The sequence below is a fragment of the Novosphingobium sp. BF6 genome (genome assembly GCF_058273105.1).
Genome location: NZ_CM177775.1, coordinates 390,771 through 407,811 on the forward strand (window position 1 = coordinate 390,771; position 17,041 = coordinate 407,811).

Here is a 17,041-nt window from a genome sequence, read left to right on the forward strand (position 1 = left end):
AGGCCGATCCGGAAAAATCGCGGTCTGCAAAAATTCAGATGAGACCGGCTAGCGGGCTGGACGGATCGGCGTAGCGGCGCTGCGCCATACGTCCGGCGAGGTAGGCGTCGCGACCGGCTTCGACCGCTAGCTTCATCGCGCGGGCCATGCGGATCGGATCGCGCGCTTCGGCAATGGCGGTGTTCATCAGCACGCCGTCGCAGCCCAGTTCCATCGCCACGGCGGCTTCGGAGGCCGTGCCCACGCCCGCGTCGACCAGCACCGGGACCTTGGCCCCTTCCACGATCAGACGGACGGTAACCTTGTTCTGGATGCCGAGGCCCGAACCGATCGGCGCGCCGAGCGGCATGACCGCCACGGCACCGGCTTCCTCAAGCTGCTTTGCGGCGATCGGATCGTCGACGCAGTAGACCATCGGCAGGAAGCCCTCGTTCGCGAGGATTTCCGTGGCCTTCAACGTCTCGCGCATGTCCGGGTAGAGCGTGCGCGCCTCGCCCAGCACTTCCAGCTTCACGAGATCCCAGCCGCCCGCTTCGCGCGCCAGTCGCAGGGTGCGAATGGCGTCGTCGGCGCTGAAGCAACCGGCGGTGTTGGGCAGGTAGGTGATCTTCTTAGGGTCGATGTAGTCGGTCAGCATCGGCGCCTTGGGGTCCGAGACATTGACCCGGCGCACCGCGACGGTGACGATCTCCGCACCCGAAGCTGCGACCGCCGCCGCGTTCTGCTCGAAATCCTTGTACTTGCCGGTGCCCACGATCAGGCGCGAGCGGAAGGTTCGGCCAGCGACAGTCCAAGAATCCGGGGCCCAAGTATCAGCAGCGGTATCGGTCAAGGTTCGCATCCTTTCGGGGAACGGGTATTTCAGGAAGGTCGGCGCGAGCGAACTCAGCCGCCGCCTACGAAGTGGACGATCTCCAGCACATCGCCATCGGACAGCAGCACGTCCCCCAGCGTCGAGCGCGGGGCGATCTTGCCGTTATGCTCGACGGCGACCTTCTTGGGATCGAGACCGATGCCGGCAACGAGATCGGCAATCGACGAGCCGGGTGCAATGCGGCGCGGTTCGCCGTTCACGGTGAGGGAGAGTTTAGCAGCCATGGGCCGCAGATAGCGCGGAGAATCGATTTGGAAAGTGCCCAGGGGTGCAATCCCGGCACTTTCCCTGAAACGGCCTTCAATGCGCGCGGTGCAGGTTCCGGATGTGCGCGAAGGCGACAAGCGCGACACCGACGATCGTCAGCATCGATTCCGCCAGGCCATGACCGACCGCGATAGCCATGGCCATCAGCGCAAGGCCGACTCCGCCGATCACCAGCGGCGCGACGCGGCCATGACGCATGACTCCGAAGCCGAGCGAGATCACGCCCACCACGAGGGCCAGCGCCAGACCGACACGGTGGACTTCCGGCGAAAGCAGAACTTCACCGCCAAGCCCCAGGAATCCCACGAAAAAGACACCGAGAACGCAATGGATCGCACAAAGACCGCTGAGCAGGATACCTGCCCGGTCCAGCCGGTTTCGAATCGCGATGATGGCGGTACGCATGGATGTCCATGTATGTGACGTTGTAACATTCATCAAGCCCCGACTGCGTGACGAAACATTCGATCGACGTGCCCCTTGCGCATTTCGTCGCAAGATCGCAGGGATTTGCGCCATGAGAGTTTCTGACGGTCGTCCCATCCTCGGCACAGCCGACGATATCGCCCCCATGGTTCGCTGGCTGCTGTTCGTGGCCGCACTGGTCGTCCTCATCGTCGCGGTCGGGGGGATTACCCGGCTGACCGAGTCCGGGCTGTCGATCACCCAGTGGAAGCCGTTGACCGGCGCGATCCCGCCGCTGACCGATGCGCAGTGGCAGACCGAATTCGCCCGCTACAAGCAAATTCCCCAGTACATCGACGTCAACGGCCCGGCGGGCATGACCCTGGCGCAGTACAAGTTCATCTACTTCTGGGAATGGGTCCACCGTCTGCTCGCCCGCCTGATCGGCCTGGCCTTCGCACTCCCGCTGGCGTGGTTCTGGTACAAGCGCACGATCCCGCTGGGCTACAAGCCGCGCCTGATCGCGCTGCTGGCGCTGGGCGGGCTTCAGGGCGTGGTCGGCTGGTGGATGGTCTCCTCGGGCCTCACGCCGGAAGCCGCCGACCGGGTGAATCACTTCCGCCTCGCCGCGCACCTGCTGGTGGCGCTGACGACGCTGGGCGGCCTCGTCTGGACCGCACTCGACCTGCGCGAACTGCGGCGCGGGCAGGCTCCGGCCCGCGTGACCCGGTTCAGCGCCGTGGTCATGGCCATGCTGTTCTTCCAGCTCTTCATGGGCGCGATGGTCGCGGGCCTGCGCGCGGGCTATGTCGCGGGCATGGGCTGGTTCAGCATGGACGCCTGGCCGCTGATGCAGGGCACGTTCTTCCCCGAAGGCGTGGAATGGGCAGGCGGCGCGCTTCATGCGCTCGTCAACGATCCCTTCCTCACGCACTTCGTCCATCGCTGGTGGGCCTGGGCCGTGGTCGCGGTGCTGGTGGTCATGGGCCGCCGCCTCAAGGCCCGCCACGCCCGCCTTGCCTCGATCGCGGTGCATTCGGCCTTCGGGACCCAGGTGCTGCTCGGCATCTTCACCGTCTGGTCGGGCGTGGCGCTCTGGCTGGCCGTGGCGCACCAGCTCTGCGGCGCGCTGCTGGTCGCCGCGACGGTCTGGGGGGCGCATTGCCTCGGCCGACGCGATCAGGTCGGTCTGGGCATGTGAGCAGGTTTGAGGTATTATTTTACCTCTATGGAAACCCGCAGCCTGCTTGACTTGCAGGCCCTTTTCGACGATTTGGCCGCCTTCCCGCGGTGCCGGAGATTCGTGAAAGCGAACGATTCGGCCACCGCGACCTGAACATTAGGGATAGACCAGCCATGAAGGCGCTTACGAAGGTCACCCGGTCGATCAAGCCGGCCGAGGTGGAAAAGAAGTGGCATCTGATCGATGCCGAGGGTCTGGTGGTTGGCCGTCTCGCGGTCGTCATCGCCGACCTCCTGCGCGGCAAGCACAAGCCGAGCTTCACCCCGCACGTCGATTGCGGCGACCACGTCGTCGTGATCAACGCCGAGAAGGTGAAGTTCACCGGCAAGAAGCTTGGCGACAAGACCTACTACAAGCACACCGGCTACGCCGGCGGCATCAAGGAAGTGACTGCGGACAAGGTCCTCGGCGGTCGTTTCCCCGAGCGCGTGCTTGAAAAGGCTGTTGAGCGCATGATCCCCCGTGGTCCGCTCGGCCGTGACCAGATGCGCGCCCTGCACCTCTATGCAGGCACCGAGCACCCGCACGGTGGCACCCAGCCCGAAGCACTCGACGTCGCTTCCATGAACCGCAAGAACAAGGTTGGCGCGTAATGTCCGATACCGAAACCGTACAGAGCCTGTCCGACCTTAAGGACCTGGGCGAAGTCGCCGCCGTTGAAACCGCGGAAGAGACCTTCACGCCCGTCGTTTCGAACGCGCCCCTGCGCGAGCAGCAGCTCGACGCCTATGGCCGCGCTTACGCCACCGGCCGCCGCAAGGACGCCGTGGCCCGCGTTTGGGTGAAGCCCGGCACCGGCAAGTTCATCATCAACGGCCGTGACCAGGAAGTGTACTTCGCACGTCCGACCCTGCGCCTCGTCATCAACCAGCCCTTCCAGGTTGCTGGCCGCGACGGCGCCTACGACGTGATCGCCACCGTCAAGGGCGGCGGTCTCTCGGGCCAGGCCGGTGCCGTGAAGCACGGTATCGCCCAGGCGCTCTCGAAGTACGAGCCTGCCCTGCGCGCGTCCGTCAAGGCCGCCGGCTTCCTTACCCGCGACCCGCGCGTCGTCGAGCGTAAGAAGTATGGCCGTGCCAAGGCACGTCGCAGCTTCCAGTTCTCGAAGCGTTAATCCGCTTACCGAGAGCTTCGGCTTACAAAGAGGGTCGCGGGAAACCGCGGCCCTTTTTTGTTGCGCCGTTTCCACGCAGACGAGCCTTTGGAAAGGGCAGAACGGCGACAGGTAGCTTGCCATAACAAGGTATCTGTCCATGCCCTGTATCAATCTTAGCAAGGTATCTTGCGTTACACAGTAGCTGTCTATATACACTCCTCATCCGCAGGAGATGATTCGATGTCCGAAATCGAAGTACAGCTGAAGAAGGGGGTGCTCGGTCTCTGCGTGCTCGCCCTGCTGTCGCGGGGGGACAGTTACGCTTACGAGATCGCCAGCCGCATGGCTGCGGCGGTCGATATGGGCGAAGGGACGATCTACCCGCTCATGCGCCGCATGCAGTCCGACGGCCTCGTCGCGACTTACCTGGAGGAATCGCCCTCCGGCCCGCCGCGCAAATACTACCGCATCACCGAAACCGGCCGCAGCCGCCTTGCCGAACAGGTCGAGGAATGGCGCGGGTTCACCGCCGCCGTCGACGGTCTGCTCGACGGTGCCGCTGCCGCTGCCGCACCTTCAAACGCCGCACCCAAGACAGAGGAGCCGAGCCATGACGCGTAACGAGTTCATCCGTCGCCTGAAGGCCGGCCTGAAGGGCATGCCGCAGGACGTCGTCGCCGAGATCGTCGCCGACTACGAAGAGCACTTCGAAGCAGGTAGCGCCGAAGGCCGCAGCGAACAGGAAGTGGCCGCCGCCCTTGGCGATCCCGGCCGCCTTGCCCGCGAACTGCGCTTCGAGGCAGGCTTCCGCAACTGGGAAAGCGGCCGCTCGCCGTCTTCCGCCTGGAGTGCGATTCTCGCCTTCATGGGGCTGGCCACCATCGACATCCTGATCCTGCTGCCGATCGTGCTGCCGGTTCTGGGCGTGATGTTCGGCCTCTACGTCGCCACCCTGATCGCCTTCCTAGCAGGCGGCTTCATCCTGATCGCCGGGCCGTTCAGCGGCTTTCCGGGCGGGGTGCTGGTCGCCATCCTCGGCGGGCTGGGCACGATGAGCGCCGCCGTGGCGATCGCCGCGCTGCTGACTCTGGTCAGCATCTGGATCATCAACGCCATCATGTGGTTCGGTCGCCTGCACTACCGCGTGCTCGAACCCGCCATGCACTCGCAAGACTGAAAAGCACGAGAGAAAGGAACCAAGTGATGTTCAGGAAGCTGCTCATCGTATTCGCCAGCGGCGTGATCCTGACGATCGTCGCCTTCAGCGCAGCCTGGGTCATCGGCGGAGACAAGTTCCGTCGCGACGTGAACGAAGGCGACATCAACTGGACTATCGGCGGCGACGACGATGCCGCCGACAGCCCGCAGATCACCCGCAACTTCGCGATCCAGCCCGGCGCCCGCCTGGCCATGGACATCCCGGTGCAGCTCGTCTTCACCAAGGGCGACAAGGCCGAGATGGTCGTCAGCGGCCCGCAGAAGCTGGTCGATCGCCTGACCTGGGAAGACGGCCGCCTGGCCGTCAAGGGTAGCTGGCACAGCCGCAAGGGCCTGAAGGTCCGGATCACCGCGCCCGAGATCGAAGGCCTGGACTTCGACGCTCCCGGCGACGTCACGCTGACCGGTCTCGACCAGGACAGCCTGACGGTGAACGGCAACGGCGCGCTCAGCCTGGCCGCCACCGGCAAGGTCCGCAAGCTGGCGGTCACCACCGACGGAGCCGGAAGCCTCGATTTCGGCAAGGTCGAGGTTCAGGACGCCACCGTCGAAGTAAACGGCGCCGGAGACCTGACGCTGGGCGCGAGCGGCAACGTCAGCGTGCAGATCAACGGCATCGGCAATGTCACGCTGGTCCGCAAGCCGGCGAACCTCAAGACCGAGATCAACGGCATCGGCAACGTCAGCCACGACTACAAGTAAGCCGAAGGAAACCGAGGCACCGCCGCGATCCTTTCGCAGGCGGTCAATATGACAAGGGCCGCACCGTTTCGACGGTGCGGCCCTTTTTTCGTCTTTCCGAAAGGACTTCGGTCAATGCACCGGCGGATCGACCGGCGGCACCGCGCCAACCGGCGCCACCGGCTCGTCCGGTTCGCGCGGGGGCAGGGCGTTCTCGGGGACCTGATCGATCTGCATGGCCGCAGTCGGCACATGTTCGAGATTGCGGGCGACCACCCGGATCTCGTCGCCGTCGATGGTGATCTCGTTGAAGCTGGGCGGCGTCGAGCGGATCCGCTTCGACAGCGTACCCGCGCCGATCATCCGCAGCGGCCCGGCCGACGTCTGGGCGGTAAGATCGAAAGCGTCGTGAATGTGCCCCGACAGCACGGCCATGACCTTGCGGCCGGCCAGCACTTCCATCGTGCGCGTGCCGTTGATCGTCAGCAGCTTGCCGTCCTTGGCGCGCCGCTCGATCAGCGGATGGTGCGCCGCGACCAGCACGCGGGTCCCGGCGGGCAGGGCATCGATGGCGGCGAGCGTCTCGGCCAGCGCCTTTTCCGTCACCCAGCCGTTCGACCAGGGAAAGCGCTGCCATTGCGCGCGGGTCGTGGTCTTGAGCGGCACAATGGCGACGCCCGGCAAGTGGAGTTCGGCCTCGACCAGATTCTCGATCGCGTGGAAGCGCTTGTACGGCGCGAAGAACCGTTCGTAGAGGTTGAAATAGGGAATGTCGTGGTTGCCGACTTCGACCGTCACGGGGATGTCCAGCCCCTTGATCCAGCGCGCCGCCGCATCGAATTCGGGATGGCGCGCGCGCATGGTCAGGTCGCCGGTGATCGCCACGGCATGGGGATTCTCCCGCTCGATGCAGGATTTCGCCCAGTCCAGCGCGCGCTGGTCTTCCAGCCCGAAATGGATGTCGCTCAAGTGAAACAGGCGGATCGGCCCGCCCGCAGGGAAGGAATTTTCAGGAACCATCACGCGTCGTTACCAGATCGACTTCGCAAGTCGCGAGGTAAAACACCTCTTCGGCCGCTCCGTCGAACGGTTCGCCGTCGATCAGCAGACCCATCGGTTCGCCGGACGGGCAGACCAGCCTGATCTGGCGATGATTTCCCAGCGAATCGTGCGGCCCGTCGCGAAAATCGCGGTTGAGCAGGGCGATCCCCTGTCCCGCATAGTCGGCCAGCGATTCCGCGTAATAGCCGTTGGCTTCCAGCCCGTCCTCGCCCGGAGTCACGGTGATCGCCGCATACCCCTCGTCGCGGCCGCAGTCGGCTTCGGCGCAGACGACCTTGGGGCCGTTAGCCGACCAGGAAATCGCCTGGGCCGCCGTATTGACGAATTCGACCACGTTCAGCGCCCGCATCGCCTCGCGCACTTCGTTCCAGACCGTGCCGGGGCCGGCAAGAATGCCGGTCAGGCCGACGCCGTGGCGACTGGAGATAACCGTCGGCCGGATCGTTTCCAGCGGTCCCGCGCCGAGCCGGGCGATGATGTCCGCGGCCGGGACATCGCCGTGCAGCCGCTTGGGCAGCATGTTCATCGTGCCGCCCGGCAATACCAGCACCGATCCGCTCCAGCCCGCCGCCTCGGCTACGACCGAGTGCGTGGTGCCGTCGCCGCCGAACGTCACCAGCATGTCCACTTGCGCGGCATCGAGAACGGCGGGGGTAGGGGCCTCCTCGTCCGGAAACCGCAGAGTCCGCGCGACCGGAAAACCGGCCTCGGCCAGCGCCTGCTCGACGGCGGCGACGGAAGCGTCGTCGTTGCTGCCGCTGGCTGCATTGCACACGAGCCAGACTTGCGGGCTCGGAACGGGGGATGTTTCCGTTTGCGTCATCCCGCCAGAAACCGGCCCCGCCCGATCCGGTTCCCGATCACAGCCTTCCGCTCGCGATCAACCAGGCGGAAAGGCCGTTGAGCGCGGAGTAGAGAACGTAGACCCAGGCCCAGCCCGCCGATCCTCCGGCGACCGCGACCATCGCTCCCAGCAGCATCGCGAATTCCACGACCAGACTGAAGCGACCGCCCAGCGGCTTGAAGAACCAGGGGATCTGCGAAAGCATCCGATGGCCGCTCTCCAACACCGCCTTGTGCGCGGCGAAGTTGAAGATCCCAAGGAAGAAGACGATCGCAAGTCCCATAAGTCCGGACAAATGGTACTGCGAAACCGGAACCTGCGCCAGCTTTCGTATTGGCTACGAATTGTCCCGTTCTGATTCGTGACATTTTCTTTTCAGGTCATGAAACGCCGGGACGTCGTTCGTCGACGCGGAACGTCGTTCATCGCCCCGCGCCGGTTTTCGTCGAACTTGGACGGGTCATGGTCGAGCCTCGCGTGAAGGTGCCGCGATTCGGGGGCAAACAGAATTCACCGAGCCGGACGCGACATACTATCGACCAACGGCTCACCCTGAAGAGGAAGAGACGATGTTCAAGACCAACATGTTCGCCGCTGTCGCCGCTGCCGGATTTGCTTTCGGCGCCATTGCCGCCGCAACCACCCCCGCCCCCGCTTTCGCCAAGGAAATCCAGGTGCACTATTCGGACCTGAACCTCGCGACGCCGGAAGGTCAGAAGAAGCTGGACCGCCGCATCCAGACCGCCGCCCGCGAAGTCTGCGCGTATGACCGCACCACCACCGGTTCGCGTCTCCGCAGCACCGAATCCGCCGAATGCTACGCCAAGGCGCGCGAAAACGTGCGCAGCCAGGTGGCCGGTGCCGTCGACAAGGCAAGCGGCGAACGTCTGGCGATCAGCCAGTAAGGCCGCGCCGGGAACGCTCTTAACGAGGTCCCATAAAAATAACCCGGATACGAGACTGGCGGGCCTTAACGGCCCGCCATTTTCTTTACCGTCGGCAGATAGGTCCGGCCGATCCGCAGGGCATCGCCGCTGGCGGTCTCGACCGACCAGACGCCCAATCCCTCGTGCCGCAACCCCGTCACATGATCGCGGCGCAGGATGCAGCTGCGATGGATGCGGATGAAGCGCTCGGGATCGAGGCGCTCTTCCAGGCTGGTGATGGTCTGGAGCAGCAGGTAGCTCTGCCCGCGCACGTGCAGGCGCACATAGTCGCGCTCGGCATCGATGCGCTCGACATCGGCAGCGGGCACGCGCACCAGTTCGGAGCGGTGCGGCACCCAGAATTCTTCCAGCCACTCGCTGGTCGGCGCCGTGCGCTGGTCGCCGCGCCGGGACATGACCCGGCCCACGGCGCGCTCCAGCCGGTCCGGCGCGACGGGCTTGAGCACATAGTCGATAGCGTCGAGATCGAAGGCCTCCACCGCGAATTCGTCATGCGCGGTCACGAAGATCACCGCCGGGGCATCGGGCTTGCCCGAGAGGCGCCGGGCGACGGTGAGGCCGTCGGTTTCCGGCATCGTCAGGTCGAGCAGGACGAGGTCGGGGGTGAGGGCATCGATCAGACGCAGCGCGGCCTGGCCGTCGCTGGCGGTGCCGATCACGGAAACGCCGTCGATCCGCGAGCAGATCACCTGCATGCGCTCGACCGCCAGCGGCTCGTCGTCGACGATCAGCGCGCGCAGCGGCGCGGCCCCGCTCAATTCAGGGGTTATTTCAGGCAAGTCCGGACTCCAGGGGCATTCTCAGGACCGTGGCGAAGCCGCCTTCGGGGCGCTTGCCGAATTCGATGGTGGCCGCCGCGCCATAGCGGGCCCGCAGCCGGTCCCGCACATTGCTGAGGCCGATCCCGAAACCACCGGAGTTCGCCGGACAGCCCGGTCCATCGTCGGTCACGCTCACTTCCAGCATGTCGCCGTCACGACGCGCATGCAAGGCGATCGTCACCGGCTTCTGGGTAGCCGCGACGGCATACTTCACCGAGTTCTCGACGAGCGGTTGCAGGATCATGCCGGGCACCATTGCACCAAGAACGGAATCGTCAACATCAATCGTCGTCAGCAAGCGATTTGGAAAGCGCACGGCTTCTATCGCGAAATAGAGTTTCTGGAGTTCGATCTCATCGACCAGCGCAAGATCGTTGGTGGGATCTCCGGAAAGTGTTCGGCGATAGAAGGTCGAGAGGTTCTGGATCATCTTCTCCGCATCGTCCTGCCTGCCGATCATGACCAGCGCGGAAAGCGAATTGAGCGTGTTGAACAGGAAGTGCGGATTGACCTGGTAGCGCAGCGAGCGCAGCTCCGCCGCCGCCGCCGCCCGGCGATATTCACCCTCGCGCCATTCCGCCGCACGGGCTTCCTCGGCCTTCACCAGCGCGAAATAGAGCGCCGCCCAGGCGAGGACCAGAAAGTAGCGGCCGAAGGCGGTATCGGCCATGTTCGCCCAGTCGCCGTAACTCTTGCCGAACAGCTTCTCGGTGCTGATCGTGATCGCCGAACTAGTCTCTTCGGTCGAAGTCGTGGTGGTGGTCGACGATTCGGTCGCCCCGTCGGAAGGCGCCGCCTCGGTGGAATCCGCACGCCGTGTCACCGATGGCGGCAGGTCCACGAGGATATTGCCGGATTCGTCGCGGCTGATCCGCACTTTCCCGGCTTTTACCGCTGCCGCCTCTTCCTCGCTGCCATAGGCCTTGGTCGTTTCCATGTCGGCAAAGATCGCGCCGTTGATGAGCGTCAGCGCCACCGACAACGGCAAGGCGCCGACCAGCACGACCACGAAACGCGCGCTGGCCGACCGCCGATCCAGCAACTGCAGCAGCGGCCAGACCGCCGCCATCAGCAGCATCGAGAGAATGCAGATCGTCAGCCGCCGGGACACGATCGCCCAGCTCATGTCGTAGTCCAGCACGACACCGCGCAGCGTGGCGACGATGAAATAGCAGGTCCAGAGTGCAGCCAGGGAAATCAGGACGAGCCGCGCGGGCACGCGCGGCCGATGGGCACCAATCGTCGTCGGGGTCGTCATCCTCAGGGGATAGCGCGAAAAAACCCCGCAGCGCCAGTTCCCTGATCGGGCCGGAACCGACATTCGTCGAACCGGCCCGCAGGAGAGCGCCGATCCGGCGGAAATGCCCGCCGGATCGGCTCTTTCTTACGCCGGAAGCAGATGCTCCCTGGCGATCTTTTCCTTCCACACCAGCGGGGCGAGCTGGTGGACGTTCTTGCCTTCGGAATCGACGGCCACGGTCACCGGCATGTCCTTTACGGTGAATTCGTAGATCGCCTCCATGCCGAGGTCCGCAAAGCCGACGACCTTGGCTTCCTTGATCGCGCGGGCGACGAGGTAGGCCGCGCCGCCAACGGCCATCAGGTAGGCCGACTTGTGCTTCGCAATGGACTCGGTGGCGGCAGGACCGCGCTCCGACTTGCCGATGCTGGCGAGCAGGCCGAGGTCGAGCATGGTGTCCGAGAACTTGTCCATGCGCGTCGCGGTGGTCGGACCGGCGGGGCCGACGACTTCCTCGCGCACCGGATCGACCGGGCCGACGTAGTAGATCACGCGGCCCTTGAAATCGACCGGCAGTTCCTCGCCCTTGGCGAGCATGTCGGAAATGCGCTTGTGCGCGGCATCGCGGCCGGTGAGCATCTTGCCGTTCAGCAGCAGGCGGTCGCCCTGCTTCCAGCTCTGGACGATCTTGGGGGTGAGGGTGTCGAGGTCGACGCGGATGGCGCCGGCATCGGGGGCCCACTCCACCTTCGGCCACTCGTCGAGGTTCGGCGTTTCCAGGAAGCTCGGGCCGGAACCGTCGAGCGTGAAGTGCGCGTGGCGGGTGGCGGCACAGTTCGGGATCATCGCGACCGGCTTGCCGGCGGCGTGGCACGGCCAGTCCATGATCTTGACGTCGAGGATGGTGGCCAGGCCGCCAAGGCCCTGCGCGCCGATGCCGAGGGCATTGACCTTGTCGAAGATCTCGATGCGCAGCGCCTCGATATCGTTCTGGGGGCCGCGCTGCTTGAGCTGGGCCATGTCGATCGGCTCCATCAGGCTCTGCTTGGCGAGCTTGACGCAGTGCTCGGCGGTGCCGCCGATGCCGATGCCGAGCATGCCCGGCGGGCACCAGCCCGCCCCCATCTGCGGCAGCATCTCGATCACCCAGTCGACGATGGAATCGCTGGGATTCATCATCTTGAACTTCGACTTGTTCTCCGAGCCGCCGCCCTTGGCCGCGACGTCCACCGAAACCTTCGAGCCAGGGACCATGCTGACCGAAAGTACCGAAGGCGTGTTGTCCTTGGTGTTGCGACGGGTGAAGGCGGGGTCCGCCAGCACCGAGGCGCGCAGCTTGTTCTCGGCATTGTTGTAGGCGCGGCGCACGCCCTCATCGACCACTTCCTGCAGCGACTTCTCGGATTCGAGGCGGCAGTTCTGGCCCCATTCGATGAAGACGTTAACGATGCCGGTGTCCTGGCAGATCGGGCGATGCCCTTCCGCGCACATGCGGCTGTTGGTCAGGATCTGGGCGATGGCATCCTTGGCGGCGGGGCCTTGCTCCGCCTCGTAAGCATCGCCGAGAGCACGGATATAGTCCATCGGGTGGAAGTAGCTGATATACTGGAGGGCGTCGGCGACACTCTCGATGAGGTCGTCTTCGCGGATCGTGACCATCTGCGTCATGGAATTGTGCTCCCGTTTTTTTCGGATCGCCTAGTTTGTGGCGCTCCTTAGACGCGCTTTGGCATTTCCGCAAAAGCGCATTTTCCGCGGCGATTCTTGTGTTCCGCGCGGCAGCGGTTGCAAGTTCCGGAACGCTATCGTCAAAGCGTAACGATTGATCGACCAAGGACTTTCAAACCGCTTGGCCTCAAACGCCGCTTCGCCTAGAAGGCCGGGCATAAAGTCCGTATTTTGCGGGGGTACAGGCGTCTCGCCGTCCTTTCCCGCGCCAGCATGAGGAATAGGCCGCAATGACCCTGACCGAGGATCGGTCCGCCACCGAAGCCCGTACCGCGATGATCGTCAGCCAGCTGCGCACCAGCGGCGTCAACGAGCATTGGGTGCTCAATGCCATGGCAGCCGTCGCCCGCGAGGATTTCGTTCCCGCCGCGATGCGCGATGCCGCCTATATCGACCGTGCGATCCCGCTCGAAAACGGCCGCTTCCTGGCCGCACCGCTGTTCCACGGCAAGCTGCTGGCCGAAGCCGCCCCGACCCGGGACGACAAGGTCCTGCTCGTGGGCGAGGCAAACGGCTACCTCGCCGCGCTGCTGCGCCCGCTCGCCGGTTCGCTGACGGTGGTCGATCCCGCCGAACTGGCAGGTCTGGCCGGTGAGGGCGGCTATTCGCTCGTCGTGATCGACGGCGCCGTCGAGGAACTGCCCGCCGCCGTTTCGGCCCAGCTGGCCGATGGCGGCCGCGTGATAACCGGTGTCGTCGTGCGCGGCGTCACCCGTCTGGCTTCGGGCCTGAAGGCCGCGGGCACGGTTTCGCTGCTACCGCTGATCGAAATGGGAATTCCGGCTCTGCCCGAATTCGCCGCTCCCAAAAACTGGAGCTTCTGAGCATGGCCCGGTTCGCATTGCGTGCCGGGCTGCTCGCGGGGGGATGTCTGACACTGGCACTGGCCGGCGCTTCGGCGCGGGCCGATACCCTGCGCGATGCGCTCATAGCCGCCTACCAGACCAACCCCACCCTTGAATCGGCGCGCGCCCAGCAGCGCGCGACCGACGAGGGCGTACCGATCGCACGGGCAGCGGGCCTGCCCAGCGTCAGCACGACGGAAACCTTCGTCAGGAACGTGAAGCAGAGCGAGAACTCGCTGACTGCACCGTCGAAGATATTCACCGCGGATGGGCAGCTGGGCGTGCCGATCTATTCGGGCGGCGCGGTGAAGAACCGCGTCAAGGCCGCGAAGATCCGCGTCGAGGCCGGACAGGCAGACTTGCGCGCAACGGAAGCCTCGATCTTCTCGCAAGTCGTCGCCGCCTACATGGACGTGATCCGTACCGAGGCGATCGTCGGCCTCAACCGCAAGAACGTCAGCGTGCTGGAGACCAACCTCCAGGCCACCAGCGACCGTTTCCAGATCGGCGATCTCACCCGCACCGACGTCGCCCAGTCGCAATCGCGTCTGGCCGTCGCCCAGAGCGACTTGCGCACTGCCGAAGCGAACCTCGCCTCCGCGCGGGAGACCTATATCCGCTTCGTCGGTCGGGCACCCGAAACGCTGGACGCCCCGCCGCCGCTGCCGAACCTGCCCGCCACGGCCGACGAAGCCGCCGCGATCGCGCTCGATTCCAACCCCGACCTGATCGGCGCACGAGAGCGCACCAAGGCGGCGGACAAGGACATCGACGTGGCCGGGGCAGGGCGCCTGCCCACCCTGCGCCTCTTCGGACAGGGCACCTACAACAACTACTTCAACACGCTGGCGCGCGGTGCCGTGAACGCGAACATTTCGCAGAGCGATTCATCCGCGCAGGCGGGTGCTCAGCTGTCGATCCCGATCTTCCAGGGCGGCCTTCCCGCCGCCCAGCGCCGCCAGGCCCAGGCTACCGCCTCGGCCACGCTGGAGCAGGAAATCGCCACCGAACGCGATGTGATCGCCCAGGTGCGGTCGGCCTATACCTCGTGGAATGCCTCGAACGACCTGATCCGCTCCTCGCAAGTGGCGGTGGATGCCGCCGCGCTCAGCCTTGAAGGCGTCCGGGCCGAGAACTCGGTGGGCAACCGCACGATTCTCGACATTCTCAATGCCGAGCAGGAATTGCTCAACGCCCAGGTCACGCTGGTTACGGCACGGCGCAATGCCTATGTCGCGGGCTTCACCCTGCTGGCGGCGATGGGCAAGGCCGAGGCGCGCGATCTCAATCTGGACGGCGGCACCCTTTACGATCCGCAGCTCAATTACGACCGCGTGAAGGGCAAGTTCATGGATTGGGGCAACGATCCCGCGCCCGTGGCCAAGTCCACCCGCACCGTTGACACGCCGGTGCAGGACGGGAACATTCCGCAGCAGTGATCGACTGCTCCGATTCGGAGCGGGTTTTTCGTTATGTCCGGCCCGGTATAGCATCGGTGCCGGACAGCGAGCAGGGGCAAAGTGGCATGCGTCAGAGCGGTGAACCTTCGGTCGAGGAGATTCTCCAGTCGATCAAGCAGGTGATCGCACGCGACAACCGCGTCGACTCCCGCAGCCCACGCCGTTCGGCCGACGCGATCTTCGACGAGGACGACGATGTGCTCGACCTCGCGGAAACGACCCAGCTCGCGCCCGAGGATACGGCCAGCGAAGAACCCGCGCTGCTGCAAGACGTGACCCGCAACTCGATGCGGGAATCGCTGGCTGCGCTGGCGATGCTGTCCGAACCCGGCGTGCCGCCGCAGATCGTCCGCTCGGGCGAGACCTCCCTCGAAGGCCTGACCCGCGAACTCCTGCGCCCGGCACTGGCCGAATGGCTGGACAAGAACCTGCCGCCGATGGTCGAACGTCTCGTCGCTGCCGAAATCGCGCGGATCGTCGGCAAGAAGGGCTGAAAGCCATTGGGGCTGGTGCCGCAAATTTCGCCTTCAGCGAATTTTCAAACGAAACTGGACCTCGGCGCTGCGGGTTCCTAACTCAGGCGCATGGCAAGACCCGACCCTGCACTGCTCGATCCCGCGCGCTATCCGTTTTCCTGTGCGATCGAACCGCGCTTCAGCGACCTCGATCTCAATCGCCACATCAACAATGTCGCCATGGCGGGCATGCTTGAGGATGGGCGCGTGCGGTTCTACCGCGCCGCTGCCGGGGAAAAGGAGTTCCAGGGGCTGGCGACGATGGTGGCGAGCATCTCGATCGAATACCTCGGCGAAACCCGTTATCCCGAAACCCTGACCCTCCACGGTGCCATCGAGCAGCTCGGCCGGACCAGCCAGCAGGTGGTGCAGATCGTGACTCAGGGCGGCAAGCCCGTGGTCTTTGCCCGCACCGTCATCGTCATGGTCGGACCCGAAGGTCCCGCGCCCTTGCCCGAAGACTATCGCGCCCGCGCCGCCGAATGGTCGCTGCGCGCATGACCGCTTCCCACCACGAGATCGAGAAGGCCGAGGAAGCCCTCGCCAAGGCGGGCGGAGATGCGATCCAGCGCCATATCTTCATCTGCGCGGAGCCGCAGAAGGGCGAATGCTGCTCGCCGGAAAAGGGCGCCGCCGCGTGGAAATACCTGAAGAAGCGCCTCAAGCAGCTCGGCCTCGACGGAAACGGCGGGGTCGCCCGCACCAAGGCCGATTGTCTGCGAATCTGCTTCGCGGGTCCGGTCGCGGTCGTCTGGCCGGACGGAGTCTGGTATCACTCCTGCACCGACGAGGTGCTGGAACGGATCATCCAGGAGCACCTGATCGGCGGCGAGCCGGTCGAGGAATTCCGGCTGCGTCCTGCGGGAAATTGAAGACTCAGAACTCGTGATCGTCGTCGAGCGGATCGACAACCGACTCGTCGTGCCCGGTGCCGCTGGAGAGGAACACCAGCCCCATCAAAGCCGAAGCCAGCAGCATCGTGAAGCCGATACCCAACGCCGCGGCAATGTAGAAGTGCACCGAGACCATCCCGTTCGACCGATAGAGCAGGATCACCGAAGCGATCACCAGCGCCACCGTCACCGTCATCATGTAGCGCATGATCCGGCGATAGCGCGCCCAGGCATGGGCAGCCTTTTCGGGATCTTCCAGGGGCGAACGGGGTATCATCGCGCCCATTTGCGCCTTCGCGCGGGCGCCCGCAAGGGACTCGTGCAGTAGCCCCGCAGCTATGATAGTCTCCCTTGAACAAGCTCCGGAAGAGAGCGAGCGAGGAGCGGGTCGGAGACCCGATAAGGGAGATTGCAAAGATGACGATCGAACGGATCATCGCCGGCCGGGAGGCCGTGATCACCTGCCAGGCAGACTGCACCGTCAGCGAAGCCGCATCGCTTCTGGCCGAACGCCGGATCGGCGCGCTGCCGATCTTCGAGGGCGACAACCTCGTCGGGATATTCTCGGAACGCGACCTGATCTACCGCCTGCGCGAATTCGGCCCCAGCGTGCTGGGGATGCAGGTCAGCGAAGTCATGACCGCACCGCCCCTGACCGTGGACCCTTCGGCCACGGCGCTCGCCGCGCTGGCGCTGATGACGCGGCGCCGCGTCCGTCACCTGCCGGTCATCGTGGACGGCCGCATGGTCGCCTTCGTCTCGATCGGCGACATCGTGAAATATCGGCTGGAAAAGGTGGAATCGGAAGCCGCAGCGATGCGCGACTATATCCAGATGGCGTAATCGCACTGCCATCGCCCGATCCCCTGCCGCCCACCTTGCCGCAGGGGACGGGGAGGCCT

The 17,041-nt window shown here is 65.1% G+C and carries 23 protein-coding genes; 13 read left to right on the plus strand and 10 right to left on the minus strand.

Translation table 11 applies throughout. The features are described 5' to 3' along the window. Positions 1-34: 34 nt before the first annotated feature. The 3 genes from AC4D6D_RS01960 to AC4D6D_RS01970 form a co-directional block, all read right to left on the minus strand. Entirely contained in the window at positions 35-841 is an 807-nt protein-coding gene (locus AC4D6D_RS01960; RefSeq protein WP_491326292.1) for a thiazole synthase, read from the minus strand. Positions 842-885: 44 nt separating this feature from the next. Then, positions 886-1,098, minus strand: a complete 213-nt coding sequence (gene thiS, locus AC4D6D_RS01965; RefSeq protein WP_491326293.1) for a sulfur carrier protein ThiS — start codon at positions 1,096-1,098, stop codon at positions 886-888. A gap of 76 nt (positions 1,099-1,174) precedes the next feature. Further along, positions 1,175-1,546: a MerC domain-containing protein gene (locus tag AC4D6D_RS01970; protein ID WP_147216052.1), complete on the minus strand. Its 372-nt coding sequence runs from the start codon at positions 1,544-1,546 to the stop codon at positions 1,175-1,177. Positions 1,547-1,658: 112 nt separating this feature from the next. On the opposite strand from AC4D6D_RS01970, the gene AC4D6D_RS01975 reads away from it, so the two are divergent. The 6 genes from AC4D6D_RS01975 to AC4D6D_RS02000 all read left to right on the plus strand — a co-directional run bounded on the left by AC4D6D_RS01975 (position 1,659) and on the right by AC4D6D_RS02000 (position 5,805). Beyond that, positions 1,659-2,747 (plus strand): COX15/CtaA family protein, encoded by a 1,089-nt coding sequence (locus AC4D6D_RS01975; RefSeq protein WP_491326294.1) that lies wholly within the window; start codon positions 1,659-1,661, stop codon positions 2,745-2,747. 155 nt (positions 2,748-2,902) lie between these two features. Then, entirely contained in the window at positions 2,903-3,382 is a 480-nt protein-coding gene (gene rplM / locus AC4D6D_RS01980; protein ID WP_021234910.1) for a 50S ribosomal protein L13, read from the plus strand. Further along, positions 3,382-3,903 carry a 30S ribosomal protein S9 gene (gene rpsI / locus AC4D6D_RS01985; protein ID WP_491326295.1) on the plus strand — a complete coding sequence of 174 codons (522 nt, stop codon included), beginning with the start codon at positions 3,382-3,384 and terminating at the stop codon, positions 3,901-3,903. Before rplM ends, rpsI begins: the two co-directional genes overlap by 1 nt. A gap of 222 nt (positions 3,904-4,125) precedes the next feature. Then, complete coding sequence (locus AC4D6D_RS01990; RefSeq protein WP_491326296.1) at positions 4,126-4,506, plus strand: PadR family transcriptional regulator; 381 nt, start codon at positions 4,126-4,128, stop codon at positions 4,504-4,506. Beyond that, the gene (locus AC4D6D_RS01995) at positions 4,496-5,062 is read left to right on the plus strand and encodes a DUF1700 domain-containing protein (protein WP_491326297.1); all 567 of its coding nucleotides are present in this window, start codon (positions 4,496-4,498) and stop codon (positions 5,060-5,062) included. The genes AC4D6D_RS01990 and AC4D6D_RS01995 overlap by 11 nt, the downstream gene beginning before the upstream one ends. Positions 5,063-5,088: 26 nt before the next feature. After that, entirely contained in the window at positions 5,089-5,805 is a 717-nt protein-coding gene (locus AC4D6D_RS02000) for a GIN domain-containing protein (protein ID WP_147216063.1), read from the plus strand. A 111-nt stretch (positions 5,806-5,916) separates the two neighbouring features. Here the strand turns inward: AC4D6D_RS02000 and AC4D6D_RS02005 are convergent, their stop codons facing one another. The 3 genes from AC4D6D_RS02005 to AC4D6D_RS02015 all read right to left on the minus strand — a co-directional run bounded on the left by AC4D6D_RS02005 (position 5,917) and on the right by AC4D6D_RS02015 (position 7,973). After that, a complete protein-coding gene (locus tag AC4D6D_RS02005) occupies positions 5,917-6,804 on the minus strand; it encodes a metallophosphoesterase family protein (protein ID WP_491327181.1) in 888 nt (295 codons plus the stop codon). Beyond that, positions 6,794-7,621, minus strand: a complete 828-nt coding sequence (locus tag AC4D6D_RS02010) for a diacylglycerol kinase family protein (RefSeq protein ID WP_491326298.1) — start codon at positions 7,619-7,621, stop codon at positions 6,794-6,796. The genes AC4D6D_RS02005 and AC4D6D_RS02010 overlap by 11 nt, the downstream gene beginning before the upstream one ends. A gap of 85 nt (positions 7,622-7,706) precedes the next feature. Continuing rightward, positions 7,707-7,973 (minus strand): hypothetical protein, encoded by a 267-nt coding sequence (locus AC4D6D_RS02015; RefSeq protein ID WP_491326299.1) that lies wholly within the window; start codon positions 7,971-7,973, stop codon positions 7,707-7,709. A 286-nt stretch (positions 7,974-8,259) separates the two neighbouring features. Here AC4D6D_RS02015 and AC4D6D_RS02020 point away from each other — a divergent pair, with 286 nt between their 5' ends. Then, positions 8,260-8,595: a UrcA family protein gene (locus AC4D6D_RS02020; RefSeq protein ID WP_491326300.1), complete on the plus strand. Its 336-nt coding sequence runs from the start codon at positions 8,260-8,262 to the stop codon at positions 8,593-8,595. A 65-nt stretch (positions 8,596-8,660) separates the two neighbouring features. Here AC4D6D_RS02020 and AC4D6D_RS02025 read toward each other — a convergent pair whose 3' ends face one another. From AC4D6D_RS02025 to AC4D6D_RS02035, 3 genes are all read right to left on the minus strand, one after another. Further along, positions 8,661-9,332: a LytR/AlgR family response regulator transcription factor gene (locus AC4D6D_RS02025; protein WP_491327182.1), complete on the minus strand. Its 672-nt coding sequence runs from the start codon at positions 9,330-9,332 to the stop codon at positions 8,661-8,663. A 76-nt stretch (positions 9,333-9,408) separates the two neighbouring features. Continuing rightward, positions 9,409-10,716, minus strand: a complete 1,308-nt coding sequence (locus tag AC4D6D_RS02030) for a sensor histidine kinase (RefSeq protein WP_491326301.1) — start codon at positions 10,714-10,716, stop codon at positions 9,409-9,411. A 126-nt stretch (positions 10,717-10,842) separates the two neighbouring features. Beyond that, complete coding sequence (locus AC4D6D_RS02035; RefSeq protein ID WP_491326302.1) at positions 10,843-12,366, minus strand: fumarate hydratase; 1,524 nt, start codon at positions 12,364-12,366, stop codon at positions 10,843-10,845. A gap of 290 nt (positions 12,367-12,656) precedes the next feature. On the opposite strand from AC4D6D_RS02035, the gene AC4D6D_RS02040 reads away from it, so the two are divergent. From AC4D6D_RS02040 to AC4D6D_RS02060, 5 genes are all read left to right on the plus strand, one after another. Beyond that, entirely contained in the window at positions 12,657-13,250 is a 594-nt protein-coding gene (locus tag AC4D6D_RS02040; RefSeq protein ID WP_491326303.1) for a protein-L-isoaspartate O-methyltransferase family protein, read from the plus strand. A 2-nt stretch (positions 13,251-13,252) separates the two neighbouring features. Beyond that, on the plus strand, positions 13,253-14,710 hold the full coding sequence (locus AC4D6D_RS02045; RefSeq protein WP_491326304.1) for a TolC family outer membrane protein: 1,458 nt from the start codon (positions 13,253-13,255) through the stop codon (positions 14,708-14,710). An 86-nt stretch (positions 14,711-14,796) separates the two neighbouring features. Further along, positions 14,797-15,225 carry a DUF2497 domain-containing protein gene (locus AC4D6D_RS02050; RefSeq protein WP_147216079.1) on the plus strand — a complete coding sequence of 143 codons (429 nt, stop codon included), beginning with the start codon at positions 14,797-14,799 and terminating at the stop codon, positions 15,223-15,225. 90 nt (positions 15,226-15,315) lie between these two features. Beyond that, positions 15,316-15,747, plus strand: a complete 432-nt coding sequence (locus tag AC4D6D_RS02055; protein ID WP_491326305.1) for an acyl-CoA thioesterase — start codon at positions 15,316-15,318, stop codon at positions 15,745-15,747. Further along, positions 15,744-16,118, plus strand: coding sequence for a (2Fe-2S) ferredoxin domain-containing protein (locus AC4D6D_RS02060; protein WP_491326306.1), 375 nt, complete (start codon positions 15,744-15,746; stop codon positions 16,116-16,118). Before AC4D6D_RS02055 ends, AC4D6D_RS02060 begins: the two co-directional genes overlap by 4 nt. A 4-nt stretch (positions 16,119-16,122) precedes the next feature. On the opposite strand, the gene AC4D6D_RS02065 is transcribed toward AC4D6D_RS02060, so the two are convergent. After that, positions 16,123-16,416, minus strand: a complete 294-nt coding sequence (locus AC4D6D_RS02065; protein ID WP_147216085.1) for a hypothetical protein — start codon at positions 16,414-16,416, stop codon at positions 16,123-16,125. Positions 16,417-16,556: 140 nt separating this feature from the next. Between AC4D6D_RS02065 and AC4D6D_RS02070 the strand changes: the two genes are divergently transcribed. Continuing rightward, the gene (locus AC4D6D_RS02070) at positions 16,557-16,982 is read left to right on the plus strand and encodes a CBS domain-containing protein (protein WP_491326307.1); all 426 of its coding nucleotides are present in this window, start codon (positions 16,557-16,559) and stop codon (positions 16,980-16,982) included. The last annotated feature ends 59 nt before the right edge of the window (positions 16,983-17,041 follow it).

Coding starts and splice junctions, on each gene's coding strand:
- AC4D6D_RS01960 (WP_491326292.1), bottom strand. CDS start 841: ATGCGAACCTTGACCGATACCGCTGCTGATACTTGGGCCCCGGATTCT.
- thiS (WP_491326293.1), bottom strand. CDS start 1,098: ATGGCTGCTAAACTCTCCCTCACCGTGAACGGCGAACCGCGCCGCATT.
- AC4D6D_RS01970 (WP_147216052.1), bottom strand. CDS start 1,546: ATGCGTACCGCCATCATCGCGATTCGAAACCGGCTGGACCGGGCAGGT.
- AC4D6D_RS01975 (WP_491326294.1), top strand. CDS start 1,659: ATGAGAGTTTCTGACGGTCGTCCCATCCTCGGCACAGCCGACGATATC.
- rplM (WP_021234910.1), top strand. CDS start 2,903: ATGAAGGCGCTTACGAAGGTCACCCGGTCGATCAAGCCGGCCGAGGTG.
- rpsI (WP_491326295.1), top strand. CDS start 3,382: ATGTCCGATACCGAAACCGTACAGAGCCTGTCCGACCTTAAGGACCTG.
- AC4D6D_RS01990 (WP_491326296.1), top strand. CDS start 4,126: ATGTCCGAAATCGAAGTACAGCTGAAGAAGGGGGTGCTCGGTCTCTGC.
- AC4D6D_RS01995 (WP_491326297.1), top strand. CDS start 4,496: ATGACGCGTAACGAGTTCATCCGTCGCCTGAAGGCCGGCCTGAAGGGC.
- AC4D6D_RS02000 (WP_147216063.1), top strand. CDS start 5,089: ATGTTCAGGAAGCTGCTCATCGTATTCGCCAGCGGCGTGATCCTGACG.
- AC4D6D_RS02005 (WP_491327181.1), bottom strand. CDS start 6,804: ATGGTTCCTGAAAATTCCTTCCCTGCGGGCGGGCCGATCCGCCTGTTT.
- AC4D6D_RS02015 (WP_491326299.1), bottom strand. CDS start 7,973: ATGGGACTTGCGATCGTCTTCTTCCTTGGGATCTTCAACTTCGCCGCG.
- AC4D6D_RS02020 (WP_491326300.1), top strand. CDS start 8,260: ATGTTCAAGACCAACATGTTCGCCGCTGTCGCCGCTGCCGGATTTGCT.
- AC4D6D_RS02025 (WP_491327182.1), bottom strand. CDS start 9,332: ATGCAGGTGATCTGCTCGCGGATCGACGGCGTTTCCGTGATCGGCACC.
- AC4D6D_RS02030 (WP_491326301.1), bottom strand. CDS start 10,716: ATGACGACCCCGACGACGATTGGTGCCCATCGGCCGCGCGTGCCCGCG.
- AC4D6D_RS02035 (WP_491326302.1), bottom strand. CDS start 12,366: ATGACGCAGATGGTCACGATCCGCGAAGACGACCTCATCGAGAGTGTC.
- AC4D6D_RS02040 (WP_491326303.1), top strand. CDS start 12,657: ATGACCCTGACCGAGGATCGGTCCGCCACCGAAGCCCGTACCGCGATG.
- AC4D6D_RS02045 (WP_491326304.1), top strand. CDS start 13,253: ATGGCCCGGTTCGCATTGCGTGCCGGGCTGCTCGCGGGGGGATGTCTG.
- AC4D6D_RS02050 (WP_147216079.1), top strand. CDS start 14,797: ATGCGTCAGAGCGGTGAACCTTCGGTCGAGGAGATTCTCCAGTCGATC.
- AC4D6D_RS02055 (WP_491326305.1), top strand. CDS start 15,316: ATGGCAAGACCCGACCCTGCACTGCTCGATCCCGCGCGCTATCCGTTT.
- AC4D6D_RS02060 (WP_491326306.1), top strand. CDS start 15,744: ATGACCGCTTCCCACCACGAGATCGAGAAGGCCGAGGAAGCCCTCGCC.
- AC4D6D_RS02065 (WP_147216085.1), bottom strand. CDS start 16,416: ATGATACCCCGTTCGCCCCTGGAAGATCCCGAAAAGGCTGCCCATGCC.
- AC4D6D_RS02070 (WP_491326307.1), top strand. CDS start 16,557: ATGACGATCGAACGGATCATCGCCGGCCGGGAGGCCGTGATCACCTGC.